This is a genomic window from Mucilaginibacter sp. P5_A4, from assembly GCF_056400605.1.
In genome coordinates this window covers 370,385-393,228 of the sequence record NZ_JBFUKX010000001.1, presented here as the reverse complement: position 1 = coordinate 393,228, position 22,844 = coordinate 370,385, and the positions used below count along the sequence as shown (strand labels likewise).

The window sequence follows — 22,844 nt, the reverse complement described above, 5'->3', positions numbered from 1 at the left end:
CCGGTACGGTTGCCAGTGGGCTAAGCAAGCCCCAATGTTGGAACTATATTTTTCTTCGGCTTAAATAGCCGTTGGTCTTCTGATGATACCTAACAATACGGCAATTATAGCAATCACCAGTAATATATGGATGAGGCTGCCTACAGAAGTAAAAAACACGCCGATTGCCCAGCCAATTATCAGGATAACGGCAATTATATACAATAGTGAGTTCATGGTAATTTGTTTTTAGTTAATGATTTCATAGATAGATATATAATACCCGTTGACGGGAAAATGTTTTAAAAAGTTAACCGGGACTCGTTAGTGGCCCGGCGTGATACACAACAAGGTATCCATTATGGAGACATTGAGCGGGACAAGAAAACACAGGCATACAGGCATACTGTCTCAGTCGGAGAAAATGATCCTGCAGCTAAATATATCCCTCAAAATACAAAGCAAATATTATTTTTGCAGATGGTGTTGTAATCATGAATAAGATTACGCTGCATTATAAATAAACTTAACCTGATAAAAACTGATGGTTGCCGGTGTTGGGATAGATATGATAGAAGTTGACCGCGTGGCCATTAAAATTGCCAAAGAAAGCGGCTTTCGTGAACTGGTATTCTCTGCAAAGGAGATTAGCTACTGCGAGCTTAAGGCCGATAAATACCAGCATTATGCAGGCAGGTTTGCGGCTAAAGAGGCTTTTTTTAAGGCACTGGGTACCGGCTGGTTAAACGGAACCGCTTTTAACGAGATTGAGATAAGCAATAATGCCGATGGAAAACCCGAACTTACATTAATTGGGCAAACTGCCGAAACATTAAAACAGCAGGGACCATTAAAAATTTCCGTATCATTAACCCACCTTAAAACAATAGCATCAGCCATCGTAATTATAGAAAAGTGACAGCGCAATCAGCACATACACCAATACATCAGTCAAATGAAGAGATAGTTGCTATGCAGGAGCAAAAGCTGCAGCAACTATTGGTTTACCTTAACCAGAATTCGCCTTTTTATAAAAAGCTGTTTGCCGCTAACGATATCCTTATTGACGATATAAAATCGCTCGATGACCTGAAACGGATCCCTACTACGGTTAAGGAGGATCTGCAGATGCGGAATGATGATTTTATGTGCGTAAGCCGTGATAAGATCATCGAATACAGTTCTACTTCGGGCACCTTGGGCAGCCCTGTCACTGTTGCACTTACCGAGAACGATCTGCAGCGACTTACCTATAACGAATACGGCTCGTTTATTTGTGCCGATGGCAGGCCCGATGACGTGTACCAGCTGATGCTTACGCTCGACAGGCAGTTTATGGCCGGGCTGGCTTATTACTCAGGCATCCGTATGATAGGTGCGGGCATTATCCGGCTGGGGCCAGGTGTACCTTCTTTACAGTGGGATACTATTTTAAGATTAAAGCCAACTGCTATTGTTGCAGTTCCATCGTTTATTTATAAGCTGATCCAATATGCCGGTGAGCACAACATCGATATCAATGCGAGCACCGTAAAAAAGGCAATTTGTATCGGCGAGAATATTCGGAATACTGATTTTTCTTTAAATATTCTCGGTAAAAAAATTACAGATGCCTGGGACGTCAAGCTCTATTCTACTTATGCCTCTACCGAAATGCAAACAGCGTTTACGGAATGTGGACAAGGCAAAGGAGGCCACCACCAGCCCGAATTACTGATTGTAGAACTGCTCGACGAGCAAAATCAGCAAGTTGCACCAGGCGAACCGGGCGAGGTAACTATTACAACCTTAGGTGTTGAAGGGATGCCCCTTTTGCGTTATAAAACCGGCGATATTTGTCAATATTTTGATGAACCCTGCAAATGCGGGCGTACAACTTTACGGTTATCGCCTATAATCGGCCGTAAAAAACAAATGATCAAATTTAAAGGGACCACGCTTTATCCGCCTTCCCTTTTTGATCTGTTGAACGGAATGGAAGAGATCCTGGATTTTGTGGCCGAAGTTTATTCAAACGAGATAGGAATGGATGAGGTGCTGCTGCATATCCTCCCCGTTAATTATACCGATGAGTGCGACCGGAAGATCCGGGCCAATCTACAGGCAAGGTTGCGGGTTAGTCCGCATGTTACCTATGTGCAGTATGATGAGATCCAGCAAATGCAGTACAAAGAATCGGGTCGGAAACCATTTAAATTTATTGATCGCCGGAAATAGTGGTGGGTTGAGGTACTTCGTCCTCCGTGGCTTTACCAAACACCTTATTAATCACATCCAAAATAGGCACGGTCATGAAGGTGGTTACCAGCGCCATAATCACCATCATGGCAAATACTTCTTTGTTGAGTACACCAAGGTCAAAGCCGATGTTCAACACAATCAGTTCCATCAATCCCCGGGTATTCATCAATGCGCCTATACTGAGGCTGTTTTTCCAGGTTTGGCCCACAAATTTAGCGGCAAGTGCGCTGCCTGCAAATTTCCCGGCAATTGCAACTAAAGTCACCATTGCGCATATCTTCCATAAATAAGCATCATTTAACAAGCCTACTTGTGTACGCAAACCGGTAAATACAAAAAATAACGGGAGCAGCAAAAACAAGGAAACATCTTTTATCCGCTCAATAAATACTTCCCTGAAGTTGATATTACCGGGCATTACAATACCGGCCATGAACGCCCCGAAAAGGGCATGGATGCCGATGGCCTCGGTTGTATAAGCTGATACGATGAGCGTTAAAAAAAACACTGATACCGGGATTCCCAAATAACCAGGTTTAATATTGCGGCTGTAAATCACCTTCAACAGTGGCTTTACGGCTTTCAGCATAAAAAGCACGTAGGCAATAGCCATTAATACGGTGTATACAAAACTCATAGCCGAACCGGCTTTAACAACAGCTATAACTATGGTAAGTATACACCATGCGGTAATATCATCGGCAGCAGCGCAGGTGATAACCAAAGCGCCAAGGCGCGTTTTGTTGATACCGCTTTCCTGGCAAATGCGGGCCAGCACCGGGAAGGCTGTAATACTCATGGAAATCCCTAAAAACAAGCCGAATGAAAAAAACGGAACACCTGCAGGCGCCAATGACCGGTAAATAAAATAGGCTAAACCAACGCCTAAGGTAAAAGGGATAATGATACTGGCATGGCTAATCACCAAGGCGTCTTTCGCTTTGTTTTTGATGGCGCCAAAGTCAAGCTCCATACCTATCACAAACATGAATATGATAAGGCCAACCTGGCTCAAAAATTGCAATGTTCCTAAGGATTGGGCGGGGAATAAAGCGTGTGAAAACCCCGGAAAAAACCTACCAATTAATGATGGACCTAAAGCGATACCTGCAAAAATTTCGCCTATTACACGAGGCTGCCCAAGTTTACTGCATATCCAACCTGCTATATTGCCTGCAACTATGATAACCGCTATCTGCGCCAGTAATATAGCCAGCGGACCGGTTAAGTTGTGCATCAAACTATCCACAAGCTGGCTCGCAGAGCTTTTGGTGCTGGTTTTAAGCAAGACCACATGACGACCTTGTTCAAGATCCTTACCATGTATTAAAAGCCAATAAATTATAAAGGAGAATATGCCGATAAGGGCAATATAGAATAGCGCGCTTCTGAATTTCTTCATTTTGTAAAAACGCCTTTAAATTTAAAAAATGTGGCGGCTTCGTATTGAATCAGCGCATCTACTTTAAGGGTGCTATCGTCAACTGCTGTTTGGGTTATCTGCATCTCGGCCCAATTGTTTACCTGTGGGTTTAGTATGGCTAAAAACTTCATATCTCCGGCCTTTACCAATTTGGTTTTTGTGCCCAGGATGTGTTCCAAAACTTCTTTAACCATTTGCATCATACAAACACCCGGCACCACAGGCTGCCCGGGAAAGTGCCCTTCAAAAATCTGGTGTGCGGCATTCAGCGTGATGGTAGTTTTTGAAGTATTACCGTCTGTTTGCGGGTTTGTAAACTGAAAAAAGGATTCCCGGAGCATTTATCGTTCTGTTTTTTTTAAACCGATGGTAAATTTAAAGTTTTTGTGTTCAATACTGATGCTGTCGGGTACGCCATTTTTATAGTTCATCATAGTGGCAACCGCCACGGGTTTCCTTTTTGATGATTTTTCCATCCGCAGCAAGGAGTCTCCGGCCATGTTGGTGATATAGTAGTTGGCTCCTTTTTGCTGAGGCAGTACATAATACACGTGGGCATTATCTTTCAGCATATAACGTTCATGACTGCCCTGCTGGCGCATCAGTATTAAATCAAAGTCTTTCATCAGGGTTTTTATCACCGGCCCCTTATCCATTTGCTGAATAATGGAATATACCTTAAAGCTCCCGTTCTTCAAAAATGCAAAATCAAAAAACTTTACGCCCATCTCGTTAGAAAACACAATGCGGGTACTGCTATCGGGCATAACCTTCATTAGCAGCAGACCGCTCAAATGATGGCTGGTAACATCAATTTGGGCTTTGTACAGTACAACCGAAAACCGGGGCCTGAATTTGTAGACGTGGTTAAAATTGCCGGTTGTGGGCTCCAGGTTTTTATAAACCGAAGAGCAGCTAACCAGCAATAGCAGGCAACTACTTAGCAGCAAAAAGCGCATCCGGGAGGTTGACATTTATCTCTCTATTTATAAAACGAATGGTGGTATTATCGCCCGATGGTTCCTGCATATCGATGGTGCTTACCGAGTTATCCTTTTTATCAACAGAGATATTGATGCTTTTAAAAAAGTCTTTGATCCCTTTTGATAACGGCGAAAGTTCAATCAGGTAATTACTTTTATTCTCGAATACCTTAACCTTAAAATCGGGATTGCCCAGGATAGAACCTTGCACGCAATCAACAATTATTCTGTTTATCTGCCTAAAGAGCTTGTTTGATCCGGCATTGATTTTATTCTCTTTCTGCTCATCCTTTACCAGGATATTGTCCTTATTGATGATCATCAGGTATTTGGATGGCTGGGTATATTCCATCCGCACCATGTTGTCTTTTTTAAACCAGAATTTCCCCTTCGATGTGATCTTTTCGGCCAGCATACCAAGGTTTTTTTCCTGCACAAAATCACTTTTGATGCTGGTGGTTTTTTGAGCCGTGGCTGTAAACTGTTCTTTAAACCTGGATAGATCGGTAAGCTGGGTATAACCTGGATGCTGGGCATTTGCGGTTAATGCAGCCAATGATATAGCAAGCGTTATAAGTACTTTATGGATTTTCACGATTAAAATCGAAGTTAAATAGACACGAATTTCACAAATAGGAACGAATTGACGCTAATTTTTTGAACAAGCACTAATTACAAAAGTGAAAACGAATTTTACTATTCATTGTTCTTTAAAAAATTGGGAAAATTCGTTTTAATTATAAATGTACAGCAAATATTCGCGTCTATTTAGGCTGCCTGGTTAGCTGTAATATACGCTGCCATGGTGCGCACCGATTTAAAAACCTTGGGTCCATCCTCGGCCTTCGAAAGTTTAATTTTATAGTTTGATTGCATCAGCACTATTAGCTCCAAAACATCAATAGAATCTAAACCCAGGCCATCGGCAAACAGTGACTCGTCATCGCCAATATCCTCTGGTTTAAGATCCTGTAAGTTTAACTGGTCTATGATCTGTACTTTCAGATCATTTATTAATTTGTCCATTTTTATTATACTTTTTGATCAATCCGATCCCTTAGCTGAATAATTCTTGCTAAGTTCTTTAACGCTTTATTATGGTTTTTAACATATGGGTTATCCAAATCCCAAACATATCCCGCCAGAACAGAACAGATCATGTTTTTTATTTCGGGCACGAATGACCCTGCAAAAAAAATAGTATCCAGCGTGCCCTCATACCAGGCATTAACATAGGAGCGAAAAACATCTACTCCCTGCATTACCTTTTCGGTATACTCTTTTTCCCAGTTAACAGTTTCGCCGTTTAAGGTGCGGATAACTAAATGCGCCGCATTTTGACTGGATACAGTGGCCAACGTTACACCCGATGAAAAGATGGGATCTAAAAACTCCGTTACATTACCGGTAAGCACAAAGCCATCACCATAAAAGGTATCGGTAGTACTGCTCCATGCCTGCAATATTTTAGGATCGAAAACAAATTCAACGTCCTCAAACCTGTCACTCAAGTAAGGTTCAGACGCTATAATGCTTCGCAGCTTTTCTTCGTCGTTATTGCCCTGGTATTGGTCAAAAAACTCCGGGTTGCCTACAAAGCCTAATGAAGTGACGCCGTTTGAAAACGGAATAACCCATACCCAAACGCCGGGTTTATGTACTACTATAGTTATCCGGTTTGGTTCATCGCCCAAATGGCGTTTGATATCATTGGTATGTGCAAACAACGCTTTCCGCTCCGACATGTTGGATGGCCTTTCCAGGTTGAACAACTTAGGTATCACCCTGCCATAACCGCTGCCATCTATAATAAAACGGGCTTCTATTTGTGTTTGGTTGCCATTAATATCCTCAACCGTGGTAACCGAATCCGATCCGTTAAATTTAATACCGGTAACGGTAGTTTCATAATGCACGGGCACGCCCATTGCTTCAACGGTATCAGCCAGGGTTTTATCAAATTCGGCGCGTGGTGCCTGCCAGGTCCAGTTCCAGCCATCGGTAAACTGGTCAGAAAAGTAATAATCGCAGATCACGCCATTTTTCACAAACTTTGCCCCAAATTTTTTCTGGAAGCCTTTTGCTTCCACAGCCTCAACAAAACCCGCTTCGGTTAATGCTTCCATACAACGGGGTAGCAGGCTTTCGCCAATCACAAAGCGGGGGAATTTTTGCTTTTCAACAATTTTAACTTTGAAACCGGCCTTATTCACAATAGAGGCCGCCACAGTACCAGCCGGACCAGCGCCAATTACCAACACATCAACTTTCTCCGTATTCATTTATTTAAATTCTTTAGCGTTTGTTTATCGTTAGTATTGCCGTTGGCTTGTCAATTAAAACCCTAAGCATTTATGTTATTTATGATATATTTAAGGTTAGTATGGCGGTTGTTAAATCCTTTAAATATAATAATACCAATTAAGCAAGCGAATGTTTCTTTTTCCACTCCTCAAAAAACGGGGGATTGGTTAATTGAAGCACAAAATTATCGCGGTTTAAAAATACCTGCACGGTTGAGCCTGTTACCACTACCTCACCGGTAACCGCGTTTAACAGGCGATAGTTAAAATTGAGGCGGGCGGCTTCGCTGGGTATATATTCTGTTTCAATAATTACGCTGTCTCCGTACCGCAAAACCTGTTTATAATTACAATCAATTTTTACAATTGGTGTTACGTATTGGTTGTTGTAAACTGTAAGGTAGTCTATACCGTATGCTTTTCCAAAAGCCTCCCGGCCATCTTCAAAATAACGCACATAGTGCCCGTGCCACACAATGCCCAGCGAGTCTACCTCGCTAAATTTCACGCTTATCTCGGTGGCATGTATCAGTGTTTTTTGCAATTTATCTTTTTTAGTTACGGTGATAAGTATTTATCCCGGTACTTGTTTTAAAAAAATGAATTGGCACTTTTAAATAGAGCGCCAATTCATTTTACTCCCACAAACCGGGTTTGTTATTTCCAGCTTTTGTAATCGTATTTTACGTCTTTCATTACGTTTAAAAAGGCTTTTGCCCAGTAATTTTTAAGCCCAAAGCCCCCAGGTTTGCCTTCATAGTATTTGGTAAGTAATACTGTTTTTGCTTTCATATCAACAAAGGTTATCCAAACACCTGCCTTGTCCATTCCCTTATTCATACCGCTCACAAAAAATATATAACCAATACCTTCATGATTCTGAAAATCATAATCTTTTACAACCGATGCGATCTTTGCCTCGTCTATTAGTTTAAAATCACTTGGGTTATCAGAATAAAGTTTATCAAATTTTGCTTTAGCATTTGAAGCCTTGGCTACGTCAATGGCATAATCAACCGAACTGTGATGAATAGACTCGGCCACATCATATTTTTTTTGTTCGTTTACAAACAGGCGATTCCACCCTAAGGTATAGTCATCCCTGAATTCCTCCGGGCTTACATCGCCATTATTTTCTCTTTTACCAATGCCAAATACTTTGGCGTTAGCTGTACCTATAAATTTGGTTTGTGTAAAATCAATGCCTAACCAGGTAATTCTGCCGCTGCCCGAAAAAATGTCTGCTTTTGTACTTTGGGCTACAGCAGGTAAGCTGCTTACTGCTGTTAATAAAAAGGCTATCAGCCATGTTTTTTTTGTAGGTTTCATTTGTAGACTTTAATTTATTTATTGTTTAATTATAAATACTTTCATCTGGCACTGGGCCAGTGTTTTTTCCCCACATTTTACTTTTCCCGATATCAGCGTAACATCAAATATCTGATTATCAATAATAATTTCTGTTTCTAAGGTATCGTTTATTTTAGGCAAGGAAAATACTTCAAGGTTTTTGATGGCCCCTATATAACCTATCGAATCGGGTTTTTTCTGATTTTGGGCAAGATAACCGGCCCTTGCGGCGGCTGTTTGCGCTATGTTTTCTATCAGTCCGCCTGCGCTAAATTCGCCATCCTCTATCAGCACGTTATCCGCCTTTACGCAAAATGTTGTGCGGCTGCTTTTCTCATCCGTCCAGGTCAAACTATCTATCATCACAAATGGAAATTTTTGCGGGATAAGATCAGATGTATTGGCAGGAGGAATAAACATATGGTTAAGGTAGATTTAATAGTTTTTTAATTAATACCGGGCATTTAATATTCGGTACCAATTGGTTATTATGCCAGTTCCTTAGCGTTTACCCTGGTATCTACGTATTCATAAAAATCCTGGAAGTTAACGATGCCAACAAAATCTTCGGGCTGTACCTTAAAGCTAAAATTGCTTTCAATTACAACCACAAGGTCAATGTAATCCAGGCTGTCAAGCTCAAGGGTATCTTTAAGGTTTGCTTCCGGAGTGATCTTTTCTACGTCGATCTCGAACTCTTCGGCCAAAAAAGCATTTGTTTTTTCTATGATCTCTAAAAACTGCATAAGGTTAGGTTATTCAATATTGTTTAATGATAAGGGACGAATTTGTGCCCCCAAAACCAAAAGAATTAGACAAAAATACATTAAAATTTTTCTCGATTGTAGTTGTTGCGATATTTAACCTGGCCGAATCTTCATCCGGATTCTCGAAGTTAATGTTTGGCGCGATGAACGAATTTTGCATCATCAGCATAGAATATACTATTTCGCTTGCACCGGCCATCCAGCACTCATGCCCAGTCATCGATTTGGTGGAACTTACCAAAGGCTTGCTCAATCCAAAAACTTCGTGAATGGCTTTTGCCTCGCTGGCATCACCTGCGGGGGTTGAGGTAGCATGCGCGTTGATATAATCAACATCTGCGGCACCCATACCCGCATCCCTTAAAGCCATGGCCAAAGAGCGTACAGGACCATCAACCGTAGGGTTCGAGATATGACCGCCATTTGATGAAAAGCCGTAACCAATAACTTCGCCCAATATATTGGCGCCCCGGCGTTGTGCCGACTCAAGGCTCTCCAATATTACAGTTGCCGCACCTCCGCTCGGAACAAGGCCATCTCTGCTGCGGTCAAAAGGGCGGGAGGCTTTTGTTGGCGTTGCTTCTAAAGTTGAAAATGCCGAAAGCGCATCAAAACTACCCATCGAAAAATGGTTAAGCTCCTGCGCGCCACCGCATATAATACCTTCCTGTAAACCACTTTTGATGAGGTGGTAACCCAGGCCAATTGCGTGCGATCCGCTTGCGCAGGCGGCACTTACCGTAAGGTTAATACCTTTAAGCTTAAAAATGGTAGCCAGGTTCATGCTCACGGTAGAATTCATGGTTTGGAAAACCGAACCCGACCCAACCAGCATGGTATCTTTTTTTAAACGGATAATATCGGTACAATCAATCACCGGCTTTGCCGAGCTATCGTTCCCGTATAGAATACCTATTTCATTTTGGTCAAGATAATCCATATCAATACCTGCCTGTGCCAATGCCTCAATGGTAGCCATGTAGGCATATTCGCCCTGTTCGGGCAGCATAATACGTGATCTCCGGTCGAGCTTTTCTTTTAGATTTGGCCTATCTACAAAGCCGGTTAAGCCCGAGCGGTAACCAAATTCCTTACGCACGGGATCAAGCATTATTCCTGATTTACCCTCAAATAGCGAATCCCTTACTTCATTAAGGGTTTTCCCTATGCACGAGTAAATACCCATCCCTGTGATCACAACTCTGTTCATAACACTATTGCCGGCTTATTCAATTTGCAAATACTTTAAAACTAAATAAAAATATTTAACCCCTGAAATATTAAAATGATGCTTTTGTAAACAAATGATTAATTATGAATAAAGGCCTCCGTTAACCGAGAGCACTTCGGCCGTGATATAAGATGCCTCGGGCGAGGCCAAAAAGCCTACTGCGTGGGCAACTTCCTCGGGAGTACCAAAACGCTTTATTGGGATTATGGATTTTAATTCTTTTTCATCCAGCCCTTCGGTCATATCCGTTTTAATAAATCCGGGCGCCACGGCATTAACAGTAACCCCGCGACGGGCTATTTCCTGTGCCAGGGCCTTGGTAGCACCAATTACACCGGCCTTGGCAGCTGAGTAATTAACCTGCCCCGGCAAACCTTTAAGACCAGACAATGATACCACGTTAATGATACGGCCGTACTTTTTCACCAGCATGCCGTTTAAAACCATTTGGGTAACATAAAAGAAGCCATCGAGACTGGTTTTTAAAACGCTGTCCCACTGCTCATCCTTCATCCACATCATCAGGGTATCATCCTTAATACCGGCGTTGTTTACCAGCACTTCAATATATTTTTCGGTATTGGTTTCTATCCAGCTACCTAAAACGGTCCTGATATCTTCTTTGCGGGCCACATCAAATTTGATGATCTCACCATCACCGCCATTTTCTTTTATGGTTGATAGCGTATGAAGCGCCTCGGTTTCGTTACTTTTATAATTAACCAGCACGTAATAGCCCATTAAAGCCAGTTTATAACAAACGGCCCTGCCTATTCCTCTTGATCCGCCGGTTACTAATGCACATTTCATTTACTGATCTGTTTAATGGTTTTACTGAAATAATTTGCCCTGTTGCTATAAAATGTGCGACTTTCTCTTTTTTATAAGATGTACATGCTCAGCCTTTTCAAAGTATTGCTTCACCTTCACCATATCTTTGTATTTAGGCTTGTCTTCCACAAACTTAGGGAATATAGCCCGCAGGTCGGTATAAACAGTATGAGTTGTTGGCGATAGTTTTTCGCTGCAATCCAGGTGATCAATCGCCTGTAAAATAGCCATCATTTGTATAGCCAGTACCTCAAATGTGTTATCGATAACCCGTTTGGTCATTAATGCAGCATTACAGCCCATGCTTACAATATCCTGGTTATCGTTATTGTTAGGGATGCTATGCAGGTACATGGGGTATGATAATGTTTGGTTTTCGGCTGTGGTTGATGTAGCGGTAAACTGCATGCCCTGCATTCCAAAATTAAAGCCCAATACGCCCAGGTTAACAAACGGCGGAAACTTTTGGTTCAGTTTTTCATTCAGCAGGTAGTTCAGTTGCCTTTCTGATAGCATGCAAAGCTTGGTAATGGCTATCTTCAGCTTATCCATCGCCAGGGAAACATAATCGCCATGGAAATTGCCCCCGYGGAAAATGTTCTTGTTATCATGATCAATAACCGGGTTGTCGTTCACCGAGTTCAGCTCGTCAGTTACCACGCGCTCAACCTCAAAAATTGTATCATAAACAGGCCCCAATACCTGCGTTACGCAACGCAGGGAGTAATACTCCTGTACCTTATCTAAAAATACTTCCTGGTTAAGGTTATCGGGGTTGTACAAGTGCTCGGAGCGGTCGCGGATCATTTTACTGCCCGTTAACACATCGCGCATAATGGCTGCAACTTCGTTTTGCCCTTTGTGGTGTTTCACCACGTTTAGTTCGTACGAATAATGGTCGTCAAAAGCCTGCACCACTTCGTTGATCATGGACGATAATACGATTGACCATTCCAGCAGTTTTTTTGCCTGGATAATGTTCACCATGCCAATGCCTGTCATGGCCGATGTGCCATTGATGATGGCTAAGCCCTCCCTGATCTTAATAGAAAGGGGAGTAATTCCGATTTCTTTAAACAGCTCTTCTGTAGAATGCTGTTCGCCCTTGTAGTCTGCTTCGCCTTCACCAATCAGTACCAGGGCTAAATGTGCTAATTGTACAAGATCGCCGGATGCGCCTACACCTCCGTGCTCGTAAACATTGGGAGCTACGCCTTTATTTATTAATTCAACAAGTAGCTGAGGGAGGTCGATATGTACACCGGAGCGGGCCTGCACAAAGCTGTTTAACCGGGCAATCATCAATGCTTTCACTAATATTGGCGGCATGAGGTTGCCACCGCCCGAAGCATGGCTGCGGATAAGGTTATACTGCAATTGCAGCAGGTTTTCTTCGCTAACCTTGTATTGCGCCATTGGCCCAAAGCCGGTATTAATACCGTATATCAGTTTATTTGATGAAAAGCCCTGCAAAAACTGGTAATTAACCTCTACATTCTTTACAACCGATGCATCTAATCCAATCGTCTCATCATCAAACAGGATCTTGGAAAAATCATCGGCAGTAAGGTACCGCCCTCCGATATGTATCATGAACTAAATATATTTATTAAAATAAAAGGTAAAATGTGTTAAAAATTCACATAAAAAACGTCCGAAAATAGGATAAATATTTCAGATATGATACTATTTGGCTGCTTTGTTTGATAAAGGGTTGGCGCTCATTAGCGGCTTAAATGTTAAGTGATTTGACATATATTATAAATGTAATTATGCAGACGGGATAAGTATTGAAAACGTTACAGCATCCAAAAAAAGCCTGCAAACCAATACGCATTTATTAATTTAAAACTATTTAACCGCTTTGTCATCATTAACACTAATTTTGTTATGTATAAAAATGTTGTTTTCAATTTATTACGTATCAAGGGCAATTAATGGAATTTGAGGGTTTAGTAAGTAAGCGGTTTGATGAGCTGCACGTATGTGTTATCATCCCCACCTATAATAATCATCTTACTTTGGCCGGTGTAATTACAGATGTAGCTGCCTATAGCAACCATATCATTGTTGTTAATGATGGTTCAACAGATGATACCGAAGCTATCGTAAAAACATTTCCATATGTACAGCTCATCAGCTACCCCGATAATGTGGGGAAAGGCTGGGCGTTACGCCAGGCATTTGCCTATGCCATGCAAAAAGGCTATAAATACGCCATCACCATTGATTCCGACGGGCAGCATTTTGCCAAAGATATTCCCGTATTTTTAGATAAACTTGAACAGGTTCAGGACGCCATCATTATCGGCTCCCGTAATATGAGCCAGGCCGCGGTACCAGGTAAAAGCAGTTTCGGGCATAAATTTTCCAATTTTTGGTTTTGGGTAGAAACAGGGATCCATTCACCCGACACTCAATCAGGCTTCAGGTTATATCCATTATACCTGTTAGAGGGGATGAAGTTTTATACCCGCAAATACGAGTTTGAGATCGAGGTGATCGTTCGGGCCTCCTGGCGCGGTGTATACATGGATTCGGTGCCGGTGAGCGTGTATTATGCACCAAAGGAAACCCGGGTTTCGCACTTCCGTCCCGTTACCGATTTTTCGCGGGTTGGCATATTAAACGCCTTTTTGGTAGTAATTGCCTTTGTCTGGATTAAACCGCGCGACCTTTTCCTGAATTTATCAAAAAAAAAAGGGCGTAAAAAAATAATAGCCACCCTATATAATCCCAATGATTCCGACGAGGTAAAAGCCTTATCCATAGGCTTTGGTATTTTTATGGGAATAGTGCCCATCTGGGGTTTCCAGTTAGCTGTAGCCATATTTTTGTCTATCATATTTAAGCTCAATAAGGCCCTTGTAGTATTTACGGCACATATCAGTTTCCCGCCCATGATCCCTGTTATTATATTTTTAAGTTATAAAGCCGGCGAGTACTGGATGGGCGACAGGGTTACCAATATGGCTTTCAGCTCAAAAATATCTTTCAAAACTGTTGGCGAACATATGGAGCAATATATTTATGGCAGCCTTACCCTGGCTGTTGTTGCATCACTTACGGTTGGCCTTATAACTTACGCTTTACTAAAATTGTTAAAAAAAGCACCCGCTGCCATATAAGTAAGCCATTAAATGGAAAAAGGTCTTATCCTCATATACCATTATTTTGCCAGGAACAGGGGTGTTTTTTATACGGTATTTGCTGCTTGCTTTTTGTTGATGGGCTATTTTGCGTCTCAGGTAAAGTTTGAGGAGGATATCAGCAAAGTTATCCCCAAGGATAAAAAAATAGCCAAGCTAAACGAAGTTTTCCAGAACTCTAAGTTTTTAGATAAGCTGGTGATCATGGTATCGCTAAAGGACAGCACAGCTATTGCAAAGCCCGACAGCCTGGTAGCTTTTGCTGATGAATTTGCTGCTGCTGTTGAGCCAAAATTTAAACCTTACATTGGCAAAGCCAGTTTTAAAATTGATGATGATGTGGTAATGAACTTGTTTGGCACCATCAGCCAAAAGTTGCCGATTTACCTGGCAGAAAAGGATTATCAAACCATCGACGCCCTCATTACACCCGAAAAAGTTAAACAAACGCTGGCTTACGATTACCGCACACTTACATCTCCGGCAGGCATTGCCCTAAAAAGCATCATTAGTAACGACCCGGTGGGCATCTCTTTCATTGGCTTGAAAAAATTACAAGAGCTGCAGTATGATAAGAATTTTGAGCTTTACGATAATTACGTAGTTACCAAAAACCATCAAAACCTGCTCATGTTCATCACCCCGGCCTACCCGCCAAATAACACTGGGAAGAATGGTGTTTTAATAAAAGGGTTAGATCAGCTGATAGATAGCCTAAGCAATAAACCTAAAAGCATTGTTACCGCCACTTATTTTGGTTCGGCGGCGGTATACTACGGCAACGCTTTACAATTAAGGAAAGATACCGCGCTTACGCAAGGCATCACGGTGCTGGCACTCATTGTGTTTTTAGGCTTGTACTTCCGCAAAAAGCGGGCGCCTGTTATTATTTTAATCCCCGTACTGTTTGGTTCCCTGTTTTCGCTTACCGCCATCTACATTTTAAAGGGTAGCATTTCGGTCATCGCCCTGGGTACAGGTTCGGTTGTGTTGGGTATCGCCATCAATTACTCGCTGCACGTATTTAACCATTACCGGCACACCAAAAGCGTGGAGCAGGTATTGAAGGATTTGATGATGCCCCTTACCGTTGGCAGTTTTACCACCATAGGCGGTTTCCTGTGCCTGGAGTTTGTAGAATCGGAAATGCTGAAAGACCTGGGCCTTTTTGCTGCCTTTAGTTTAATAGGCGCGTCCATTTGTTCGCTGGTATTTTTGCCGCAGTTTATATCGACAAAAAAAGAGCAGGAAAACCATAAAATGATCCAGCTTTCATGGATCGATAAACTGGCGTCCTTTAACCCGGAGTATAACAAGTTTGTTGTTATAGGCATCATCCTGCTTACCGGTGTATTTTTTTACAAGGCCAATGAGGTAACCTTTGAGTTTGATGTAGCCAAAATGAACTACATGCCCCCGCAATTGCAGCAATCGCAAAATAAGCTCAACAATATTAACCAATACGCCCTGCAATCGGTGTACCTGGTATCCGAAGGAAAAACTTTAGACAGGGCACTGGCGAACAATGAGAAGCTGGCCGCCAAAATTGAAAAGCTGAAGGAGCAGGGGATTGTCAAAAGATCCTCGGATGTATCCTCATTCATCATCTCAGATTCCCTGCAAAAAGCAAGGATAGCCCGCTGGAATACCTACTGGACATCCGAAAAAAAACAGCAGCTATTTACCTCCCTTGAAAAAGAGGGGAAGGTGCAAGGTTTCAGTGCATCGGCATTTGATAAATTTAAAACGCTGCTGAATAAAGATTTTTCGCATGCTGGTAATAACAGCGATGCGGCGGAGATCAGGAAAAGCTTTTTAGATAATTTTATTAATGAATATCCAGGTCACTCTACCGTGGTAACGCCGGTACAAACATCGCCGGATAAAAAAGGGGCTGTTTACAAAGCCTTTGAGAGCGACCCAAATGTTACCGTTATTGATAAACAATACCTCACCAATAAACTGGTAGAGATCATCAATGCCGATTTTACCAAAATCGCGGTAATGTCGTCGCTGTTAGTTTTTGTTGTACTGCTATTAACTTATGGCCGCCTGGAATTGGCGTTAGTTTCTTTTATACCGATGGCAATATCCTGGGTCTGGATCCTGGGATTGATGGCTGTTTTTGGTATCAGCTTTAATATTGTGAATATTATTATATCTGCACTGATATTTGGCTTGGGCGATGATTATAGCCTGTACATTATGGATGGCCTGCTGCAGGAATATAAAACCGGCAAAAAGGTTTTGTCGTCCTATAAATCATCCATCTTTTTATCGGCCATAACTACCATTACCGGTTTGGGCGTATTAATATTTGCCAAACATCCTGCCTTAAGGTCGATAGCTTTTATTTCCATCATCGGGATCATCTGCGTAGTGATCATGTCGCAAATCCTGATCCCCTTCCTGTTCAATATCCTCATTAAAAACCGCACGCGGAAAAAGCAATTTCCGTGGACCATCAGTGGCTTGGTGATCAGCATTTTCGCATTCACTTATTTTGTAACGGGCTGTCTCATCCTATCAGCATTAGGATTTTTATTCAGGCTGAATCCATTCAATAAGGAGAAGGGTAAGCTGGTTTATCATGCCATCCTCGCAAGGTTCTCCTGGTCGATGATCTATATCATGGGCAATGTAAAAAAGGAGATCATCAATAAACAATTGGCCGATTTTGATAAACCGTCTGTGATCATTGCCAACCATCAGTCGTTTTTGGATATTTTGATATTGGTAATGCTAAGTCCGAGGCTCATCCTGTTCACCAATAACTGGGTGTGGAACTCGCCTGTATTTGGCGCAGTAGTGCGCATGGCCGATTATTTCCCTGTGGCACAGGGCACCGAAGCTAATATCGATCTGCTGGCCGGCAGGGTGAAGCAAGGCTATTCTATCGTAATCTTCCCCGAAGGCACACGCTCTGTTGATGGGGATATGAAGCGTTTTCATAAAGGAGCGTTTTATTTGGCCGAACGGCTGCATATGGACATTCAACCTATCCTGATCCACGGCACCGGCTATTGCATGACCAAAGGCGATTTCCTGCTCAAGAACGGTAAGATCACCCTAAAATACCTGCCCCGGATAAAGCCCGGAGATACCGGTTTTGGAACTGGCTATTCTGAACAGACCAAAGCCATCAGCAAATATTTTAAGCAAGAGCACAAACAACTGAGCGCAGAGATACAGCAACCCCGCTATTACCGCGAGCAGCTGATCTATAACTACCTTTATAAAGGCCCTATACTGGAGTGGTACATGAGGATTAAAGTTAGCCTGGAGAAAAACTATCAGCAATTTCATGAGCTGCTGCCCTTGAAAGGCAAAATGCTTGATATTGGCTGCGGTTACGGCTTTATGCCTTATATGCTGCATTTTGCAGCACTACAGCGCGCATTTACCGGGATAGATTATGATGAGGATAAGATAGAAGTAGCCAATAATACCTTTAACAAAACCGCACTTATCAATTTTGAACATGCGGATGCACTAAGTTTTGAATTTGAAAAATACGATGCCGTCATTATTGCCGATGTACTTCATTACTTGCAGCCCCACGAACAAAAGCTGATCATGGAACGCTGCATCAATAGCCTGAATCCGGGCGGAAGCGTCATTATCCGTGACGCGAATAAGGACCTGAAGGAAAAGCACAGAGGTACTGAACTTAGCGAGTTTTTTTCGACTAAGGTTGCAAAATTCAATAAAACAAGCAGAGGGCTGTCGTTTTTATCAGCACAACTGGTTGAGGATATAGCGGCAGCGAATAATATGGAGTGCCGGGTAATTGATGAAACAAAATACACATCAAATGTTATTTTTGTAATCAAACATAAAACTGGGAATTTACTAAATGGAGATTTATGATGCTGTAATTATCGGCAGTGGTATGGGGGGATTGGTGAGTGCCGATTTACTGAGCAGGGAAGGATTTAAGGTTTGCGTGATCGAAAAAAACACGCAGATCGGCGGTTCACTGCAGACCTATGTACGTGATAAAGTGATCTTCGACTCGGGCGTGCACTACCTTGGCGGCCTTGACAAAGGCCAGAATCTATACCAGATATTCAAATACCTCGACCTGATGGATAAGCTGAAACTGCAAAAACAGGATGTTGTTTTTGATAAGATAGGCATCTATGGCGAAGAAACAGAATACGAATATGCCCAGGGTTATGATAACTTCATCAGTCATATATTAAAACATTTTCCAGGTGAAGAAGCGGCGCTTAATGCCTATTGCGATAAGATTAAAGAAGTTTGCAGTAAATTTTCCTTATATAACTTAAGAAGCAGCGACGATTTTAATGAGAAATCGGGTGTGCTGGAAATTGATACCAAAGGCTTTATTGAATCAATAACTGATAATCCGCGCCTGCAGGCTGTATTGGCAGGTAATAATGCCCTGTATGCCGGCCAGGCGGATAAAACTCCGTTTTACGTGCACGCGTTGATCCTGAACAGCTATATCGAAAGTTCATATAAGTGCGTAGACGGCGGATCGCAGATAGCAAAGTACATTGCCAAAAATATCCGTTCACGGGGAGGGGTTATCAAACGCCATTGCGAGGTGAAGCGGATTGTTGTTGAAGATGGAAAGGTATCGCATGTGGAAACTGCCAATGGGGTAAATATCCACGGCAGGCAATTCATCAGCAATGTGCACCCCGTGCAAACGCTGGAGATCACAGATTCGGATTTAATTAAACCGGCTTACCGCAACCGCTTAAAAGGGTTGGAAAACTCGGTATCATCCTTTACCCTGAATGTGGTGTTCAAAAAAAATAGCTTTAAATATTTTAAACACAATTACTATATCGGAAAGGACGGTCACGTTTGGGATATAGCGGATTACAACGAGGAAAACTGGCCGCTTGGCTATGCTCTTTTTGTAGCAGCTACCTCAAAATCAAACGGGTACGCCGAGGGAATGTCGATACTTACTTATATGCGATTTGAGGAGATGAAACCCTGGGAGGGCACTTTTAACACAGTATCAAACGTTAATGAACGGGGCGAAACTTACGAGGAGTTCAAAATTCGCAAAAGTGAAAAACTGCTGGATATGGTGGAGAAAAAGTTTCCGGACATCCGCAGCCATATCAAATCCTACTACTCGGCCACGCCACTCTCGTACCGCGATTATATAGGTAATGGTGATGGTTCATTATACGGCATTGTAAAAGATTACAAGCACACGTTAAAAACATTTATATCACCGCGAACAAAAATACCAAACCTGTACTTTACCGGCCAAAACCTTAACCTGCACGGTGTTTTAGGCACCGCCATGAGTGCAATAGTTACCTGCACAACTGTACTTGGCAACGATGCCATCATAGGGAAAATACGAAATGCATAAAAAATTTAGCTGGCGAAAATTTGGGAAAAGATTGCTTTATGCTTTCCTGGTTTTTGTGCTGCTGCTCATTATCGGCATGGCTTACCTGTACGCAGTAGCTATCGATTATCCGCCAGAACCCAAGGATTTGAGCAGCCTGCAACTAAAGCGCGCAGAGCCCTCCAAAGGTTTCTATACMATTAAAAACGACTGGTTCCGCAAAAGCAAGAACGGTTTATTTGAAATGTATGTGGAAGGTAAACCCTTTGAACGTGGCGTCATCAATGGCAAGCTAAGCCAGGAACTGGTAGTAGCCCAGGAAGATCATTTTGTAGAGCAGATTGGCAAGATAGTTCCATCTAAATTTTATCAGCATTTTTTAAAATACTTTATAGCCTGGTTTAACCGTAATCTGGATAAGAACGTTACAGAGGAATACAAAGAGGAGATCTATGGTATATCTAAATCGGCATCAGGCAAGTACCAGTATATCGGCTCCAACTACCAGCGTATCCTGAACTACCATGCCGCGCATGATATTGGTCACGCGCTGCAAAGCATGGCTTTGGTGGGCTGTACATCGTTTGGTACCTGGGGTATAAAAAGTGAAGACAGCACGATGATCATCGGCCGTAATTTCGATTTTTATGTGGGCGATAAATTCGCGCAGGACAAAATAGTGGCATTTTTTAACCCAACAGAAGGTTATAAATTTATGACCGTTACCTGGGGGGGCTTCATTGGCGCCGTATCCGGGATGAACGAAAAGGGTGTAAGCGTAACCATCAATGCCGATAAAACCAATATCCCTACCGCCGCAGCAACACCCGTATCATTAGTGGCCCGCGAGATTTTACAATATGCCAAAAACACGCGGGAAGCCTACGCCATAGCAGCAAAGCGCAAGATGTTTGTATCAGAGGCATTTTTGGTGGCATCAGCTGCTGATAACAAGGCCGTAGTGATTGAGAAAACTCCCGATACGCTGGATATGTACGACCCGCACCAGGATTACATTGTTTGCGCCAACCATTTCCAGAGCAAGAGCCTGGGCAAATCAATTGAGAATAAGGTGCAGATGGCGGAAAGTGCCTCGCCTTACCGCTATAACCGCCTTATGGAACTGCTGAATGCCAACGGCAAAAACACCGTACAAAAAACCATCGCCATCCTGCGCGACCAGAAAGGCATGCATGGTGCAGATATTGGCATGGGCAACGAGAAGGCCATCAACCAGCTAATTGCGCATCATAGCATTGTATTTGAACCTAAAAAACTGTTGGTTTGGGTGAGCACTTCGCCATGGCAATTGGGCGAATACGTGGCCTATGATCTGAAAAAAGTGTTCGGCTTGCGGGGTATGAAAAAAGACCAGGAAATTAACGAGCAGAACCTCACTGTACCGGCGGATGCTTTTCTTTCAACCACCCAATACCGGGATTTTGTGAACTTCCGCAAAATGAGGCAGCAGGTACTTGACGGCGAAACCATAAACACCGATAGCCTGGTAGCAACCAACCCGCTATATTACCACGCCTACGTTATAGCCGGCGATTATTCGTTTAAGCACGAAGAATATAAAAAAGCGTTACAATATTACCAAAGAGCTTTAACCAGCGTTATCGCTACCAGGAAAGAAGAGGACCATATCAGGGTACAGATCAGCAAATGTGAAAAAAAGTTGAAGTAACTTTAGTAGAAATGTTTAGGATAACACATTTAAAAGTTCCTGTTGTTTGGCTAATGAACAAAACTCTAAACTCACAAAAAACGTGCTGCCCACATTTTGTTCACTCGTGAACCATATTTTCCCACCCTGTAATGCAGCAAACTCCTGGCAAAGCACCAGGCCCAAACCTGCACCTTTTTCCTTGCCGGTTCCGAATGTTGACTTAGCGGAAAGCGAAAATAAACCGGCTTGTTGAGGCAGTGGAATGCCGGCGCCTGTATCTGCTACTTTAATGATGCAATTACCGTCTATAACTTCGGCGCTTACTGTTATTTTCCCTCCGGGATAGGTAAATTTAATAGCGTTTATAACCAAATTCCTTATAACCAGCTGCAGCATATCCCTATCGCCTATTACGCAAATATAATTAGTTAAATCATGACGAAGCTCTATTGATTTTTCTTTGGCGATGTTTGTTAAAATCTGGAGTGTATTATCTAATGCCAGAAACAAGTTTAAAGGCATCAGCTTTACCTGCACTGATTCCATTTGGCTTTTAGTCCATGAAAGTACGTTAGTTAACAGATAAGAGGTATCTTGTGTGCGTCTTAATAGTTCTTTTTCGATACCAATTCTTTCAGATTCATCAAGTTTGTATTCGGTAAGTAGCTCCAGGAAACCCTGCAGTGATGATAGTGGCTCTTTAAGGTCGTGCGCCAAAATGGAGAGCAATTTGTTTTTAGTATTGTTGCTTACTTCAAGTGCTCTTGCCTTCTGCTCTACAATCCTCCGCTCCTGGTTATAGGCATTTCGGATATAAACAATAACCAGCAGCATAAGTATTACAGTTGCAATATAACTGTAACTAAAGTCAATAAACCGACTTGTCCTGCTGTTATAGGTATTTTGGATCCAGCCTGGATTCATGTTTTCTAAAAACAATAAGCCTAAGATAATGCCTACATTAAGGGGAAGCCATATCCAGTATTGTTTTTGTGGGATGATTGCTACTGTAACAAAAAACGATAGAATAAAAACTACATACCCGGGGCCATTAATGCCCGAATTATAATAGTAATTGGCAATTAATAACAGGTTATTGGATATCAGGAAAACCGTAATACCGATGTTGAGCTTGTTTTTGAACCTGGAAAAATAGTAAATTAAAGAAACGTCCAGGAAAATTATCGCCATCAATATAGCCAGCTCCGGAAGGCCAATTAAATAATTAAAAGGGATGTTGATGCCAATGAATAGTAATACAACTATACAAACTGAATGAAAGATACGACCTTCGAGCGTTACCCTGGATTTGTGGCCAACTAATTTATTCCAAAACTCAATAGCTGCATAATTCTTCAAAATGCCAATATCTATATTAAAACCGGTTTACGATTGGACAGATCATTTGTATCACAATTCCAATAAAATTGGTTGCGAACCCGTCTGTCAAAATAACTGTCTCCCTTTTTACGTAGCTCGCTGATTTTAGTTATCTGCTAATAAATAGACTCTTAGCATTATATAACCTTGTATTTGTTGCGCGTTTTAGCAAATAGCCTAAGCCATTACAC

At 42.1% G+C, this 22,844-nt stretch carries 21 protein-coding genes; 6 read left to right on the top strand and 15 right to left on the bottom strand.

All coding sequences use genetic code 11. The features are described from left to right. Window positions 1-60 precede the first annotated feature (60 nt). Window positions 61-216: a lmo0937 family membrane protein gene (locus tag AC1DQW_RS01660; protein WP_477452533.1), complete on the bottom strand. Its 156-nt coding sequence runs from the start codon at window positions 214-216 to the stop codon at window positions 61-63. Between the two features lie 307 nt (window positions 217-523). On the opposite strand from AC1DQW_RS01660, the gene acpS reads away from it, so the two are divergent. Beyond that, complete coding sequence (gene acpS / locus AC1DQW_RS01655) at window positions 524-898, top strand: holo-ACP synthase (RefSeq protein ID WP_477452532.1); 375 nt, start codon at window positions 524-526, stop codon at window positions 896-898. Further along, complete coding sequence (gene flxY / locus AC1DQW_RS01650) at window positions 895-2,196, top strand: flexirubin biosynthesis putative acyl-CoA ligase FlxY (protein WP_477452531.1); 1,302 nt, start codon at window positions 895-897, stop codon at window positions 2,194-2,196. The genes acpS and flxY overlap by 4 nt, the downstream gene beginning before the upstream one ends. On the opposite strand, the gene AC1DQW_RS01645 is transcribed toward flxY, so the two are convergent. The 13 genes from AC1DQW_RS01645 to flxA all read right to left on the bottom strand — a co-directional run bounded on the left by AC1DQW_RS01645 (window position 2,177) and on the right by flxA (window position 12,701). Beyond that, window positions 2,177-3,622 (bottom strand): cation:proton antiporter domain-containing protein, encoded by a 1,446-nt coding sequence (locus AC1DQW_RS01645; protein WP_477452530.1) that lies wholly within the window; start codon window positions 3,620-3,622, stop codon window positions 2,177-2,179. The genes flxY and AC1DQW_RS01645 overlap by 20 nt on opposite strands. Beyond that, window positions 3,619-3,984, bottom strand: coding sequence for an ApeI family dehydratase (locus AC1DQW_RS01640; protein ID WP_477452529.1), 366 nt, complete (start codon window positions 3,982-3,984; stop codon window positions 3,619-3,621). The genes AC1DQW_RS01645 and AC1DQW_RS01640 overlap by 4 nt, the downstream gene beginning before the upstream one ends. Further along, complete coding sequence (gene lolB2 / locus AC1DQW_RS01635; RefSeq protein ID WP_477452528.1) at window positions 3,985-4,617, bottom strand: flexirubin biosynthesis protein LolB2; 633 nt, start codon at window positions 4,615-4,617, stop codon at window positions 3,985-3,987. Beyond that, the gene (gene lolA2 / locus AC1DQW_RS01630) at window positions 4,580-5,221 is read right to left on the bottom strand and encodes a flexirubin biosynthesis/transport protein LolA2 (protein WP_477452527.1); all 642 of its coding nucleotides are present in this window, start codon (window positions 5,219-5,221) and stop codon (window positions 4,580-4,582) included. The genes lolB2 and lolA2 overlap by 38 nt, the downstream gene beginning before the upstream one ends. Window positions 5,222-5,394: 173 nt before the next feature. Continuing rightward, window positions 5,395-5,652 carry a phosphopantetheine-binding protein gene (locus tag AC1DQW_RS01625; protein WP_477452526.1) on the bottom strand — a complete coding sequence of 86 codons (258 nt, stop codon included), beginning with the start codon at window positions 5,650-5,652 and terminating at the stop codon, window positions 5,395-5,397. A 5-nt stretch (window positions 5,653-5,657) separates the two neighbouring features. Beyond that, a complete protein-coding gene (locus AC1DQW_RS01620; protein WP_477452525.1) occupies window positions 5,658-6,908 on the bottom strand; it encodes an NAD(P)/FAD-dependent oxidoreductase in 1,251 nt (416 codons plus the stop codon). A 139-nt stretch (window positions 6,909-7,047) separates the two neighbouring features. Beyond that, complete coding sequence (locus AC1DQW_RS01615; RefSeq protein WP_477452524.1) at window positions 7,048-7,473, bottom strand: acyl-CoA thioesterase; 426 nt, start codon at window positions 7,471-7,473, stop codon at window positions 7,048-7,050. Window positions 7,474-7,586: 113 nt separating this feature from the next. Beyond that, window positions 7,587-8,258 carry a hypothetical protein gene (locus AC1DQW_RS01610; RefSeq protein ID WP_477452523.1) on the bottom strand — a complete coding sequence of 224 codons (672 nt, stop codon included), beginning with the start codon at window positions 8,256-8,258 and terminating at the stop codon, window positions 7,587-7,589. 18 nt (window positions 8,259-8,276) lie between these two features. After that, on the bottom strand, window positions 8,277-8,699 hold the full coding sequence (locus AC1DQW_RS01605; RefSeq protein ID WP_477452522.1) for a hotdog family protein: 423 nt from the start codon (window positions 8,697-8,699) through the stop codon (window positions 8,277-8,279). A 68-nt stretch (window positions 8,700-8,767) separates the two neighbouring features. Further along, complete coding sequence (locus tag AC1DQW_RS01600) at window positions 8,768-9,025, bottom strand: phosphopantetheine-binding protein (RefSeq protein ID WP_477401730.1); 258 nt, start codon at window positions 9,023-9,025, stop codon at window positions 8,768-8,770. Window positions 9,026-9,038: 13 nt separating this feature from the next. Then, entirely contained in the window at window positions 9,039-10,256 is a 1,218-nt protein-coding gene (locus AC1DQW_RS01595) for a beta-ketoacyl-[acyl-carrier-protein] synthase family protein (protein ID WP_477452521.1), read from the bottom strand. A gap of 102 nt (window positions 10,257-10,358) precedes the next feature. Next, window positions 10,359-11,087, bottom strand: coding sequence for a flexirubin biosynthesis SDR family reductase FlxB (gene flxB / locus AC1DQW_RS01590; RefSeq protein WP_477452520.1), 729 nt, complete (start codon window positions 11,085-11,087; stop codon window positions 10,359-10,361). 45 nt (window positions 11,088-11,132) lie between these two features. Beyond that, a complete protein-coding gene (gene flxA / locus AC1DQW_RS01585) occupies window positions 11,133-12,701 on the bottom strand; it encodes a flexirubin biosynthesis tyrosine ammonia-lyase FlxA (protein WP_477452519.1) in 1,569 nt (522 codons plus the stop codon). Window positions 12,702-13,045: 344 nt separating this feature from the next. On the opposite strand from flxA, the gene AC1DQW_RS01580 reads away from it, so the two are divergent. From AC1DQW_RS01580 to AC1DQW_RS01565, 4 genes are read left to right on the top strand one after another with little or no spacing between them, the layout of a single operon-like run. Continuing rightward, on the top strand, window positions 13,046-14,236 hold the full coding sequence (locus AC1DQW_RS01580) for a DUF2062 domain-containing protein (protein ID WP_477452518.1): 1,191 nt from the start codon (window positions 13,046-13,048) through the stop codon (window positions 14,234-14,236). 12 nt (window positions 14,237-14,248) lie between these two features. Beyond that, window positions 14,249-18,127: a 1-acyl-sn-glycerol-3-phosphate acyltransferase gene (locus tag AC1DQW_RS01575; RefSeq protein WP_477452517.1), complete on the top strand. Its 3,879-nt coding sequence runs from the start codon at window positions 14,249-14,251 to the stop codon at window positions 18,125-18,127. Then, window positions 18,114-19,622 carry a phytoene desaturase family protein gene (locus AC1DQW_RS01570; RefSeq protein WP_477452516.1) on the top strand — a complete coding sequence of 503 codons (1,509 nt, stop codon included), beginning with the start codon at window positions 18,114-18,116 and terminating at the stop codon, window positions 19,620-19,622. The genes AC1DQW_RS01575 and AC1DQW_RS01570 overlap by 14 nt, the downstream gene beginning before the upstream one ends. Beyond that, window positions 19,615-21,291: a C45 family autoproteolytic acyltransferase/hydolase gene (locus tag AC1DQW_RS01565; protein WP_477452515.1), complete on the top strand. Its 1,677-nt coding sequence runs from the start codon at window positions 19,615-19,617 to the stop codon at window positions 21,289-21,291. The genes AC1DQW_RS01570 and AC1DQW_RS01565 overlap by 8 nt, the downstream gene beginning before the upstream one ends. A gap of 15 nt (window positions 21,292-21,306) precedes the next feature. On the opposite strand, the gene AC1DQW_RS01560 is transcribed toward AC1DQW_RS01565, so the two are convergent. Continuing rightward, window positions 21,307-22,632 carry a sensor histidine kinase gene (locus AC1DQW_RS01560; RefSeq protein WP_477452514.1) on the bottom strand — a complete coding sequence of 442 codons (1,326 nt, stop codon included), beginning with the start codon at window positions 22,630-22,632 and terminating at the stop codon, window positions 21,307-21,309. Window positions 22,633-22,844: the final 212 nt, after the last annotated feature.

Excerpts from the sequence above, each read along its gene's own strand:
- AC1DQW_RS01660 (WP_477452533.1), bottom strand. The coding sequence starts at position 216 with ATGAACTCACTATTGTATATAATTGCCGTTATCCTGATAATTGGCTGG.
- acpS (WP_477452532.1), top strand. The coding sequence starts at position 524 with ATGGTTGCCGGTGTTGGGATAGATATGATAGAAGTTGACCGCGTGGCC.
- AC1DQW_RS01645 (WP_477452530.1), bottom strand. The coding sequence starts at position 3,622 with ATGAAGAAATTCAGAAGCGCGCTATTCTATATTGCCCTTATCGGCATA.
- AC1DQW_RS01640 (WP_477452529.1), bottom strand. The coding sequence starts at position 3,984 with ATGCTCCGGGAATCCTTTTTTCAGTTTACAAACCCGCAAACAGACGGT.
- lolB2 (WP_477452528.1), bottom strand. The coding sequence starts at position 4,617 with ATGTCAACCTCCCGGATGCGCTTTTTGCTGCTAAGTAGTTGCCTGCTA.
- AC1DQW_RS01625 (WP_477452526.1), bottom strand. The coding sequence starts at position 5,652 with ATGGACAAATTAATAAATGATCTGAAAGTACAGATCATAGACCAGTTA.
- AC1DQW_RS01620 (WP_477452525.1), bottom strand. The coding sequence starts at position 6,908 with ATGAATACGGAGAAAGTTGATGTGTTGGTAATTGGCGCTGGTCCGGCT.
- AC1DQW_RS01610 (WP_477452523.1), bottom strand. The coding sequence starts at position 8,258 with ATGAAACCTACAAAAAAAACATGGCTGATAGCCTTTTTATTAACAGCA.
- AC1DQW_RS01605 (WP_477452522.1), bottom strand. The coding sequence starts at position 8,699 with ATGTTTATTCCTCCTGCCAATACATCTGATCTTATCCCGCAAAAATTT.
- AC1DQW_RS01600 (WP_477401730.1), bottom strand. The coding sequence starts at position 9,025 with ATGCAGTTTTTAGAGATCATAGAAAAAACAAATGCTTTTTTGGCCGAA.
- AC1DQW_RS01595 (WP_477452521.1), bottom strand. The coding sequence starts at position 10,256 with ATGAACAGAGTTGTGATCACAGGGATGGGTATTTACTCGTGCATAGGG.
- flxB (WP_477452520.1), bottom strand. The coding sequence starts at position 11,087 with ATGAAATGTGCATTAGTAACCGGCGGATCAAGAGGAATAGGCAGGGCC.
- AC1DQW_RS01580 (WP_477452518.1), top strand. The coding sequence starts at position 13,046 with ATGGAATTTGAGGGTTTAGTAAGTAAGCGGTTTGATGAGCTGCACGTA.
- AC1DQW_RS01575 (WP_477452517.1), top strand. The coding sequence starts at position 14,249 with ATGGAAAAAGGTCTTATCCTCATATACCATTATTTTGCCAGGAACAGG.
- AC1DQW_RS01570 (WP_477452516.1), top strand. The coding sequence starts at position 18,114 with ATGGAGATTTATGATGCTGTAATTATCGGCAGTGGTATGGGGGGATTG.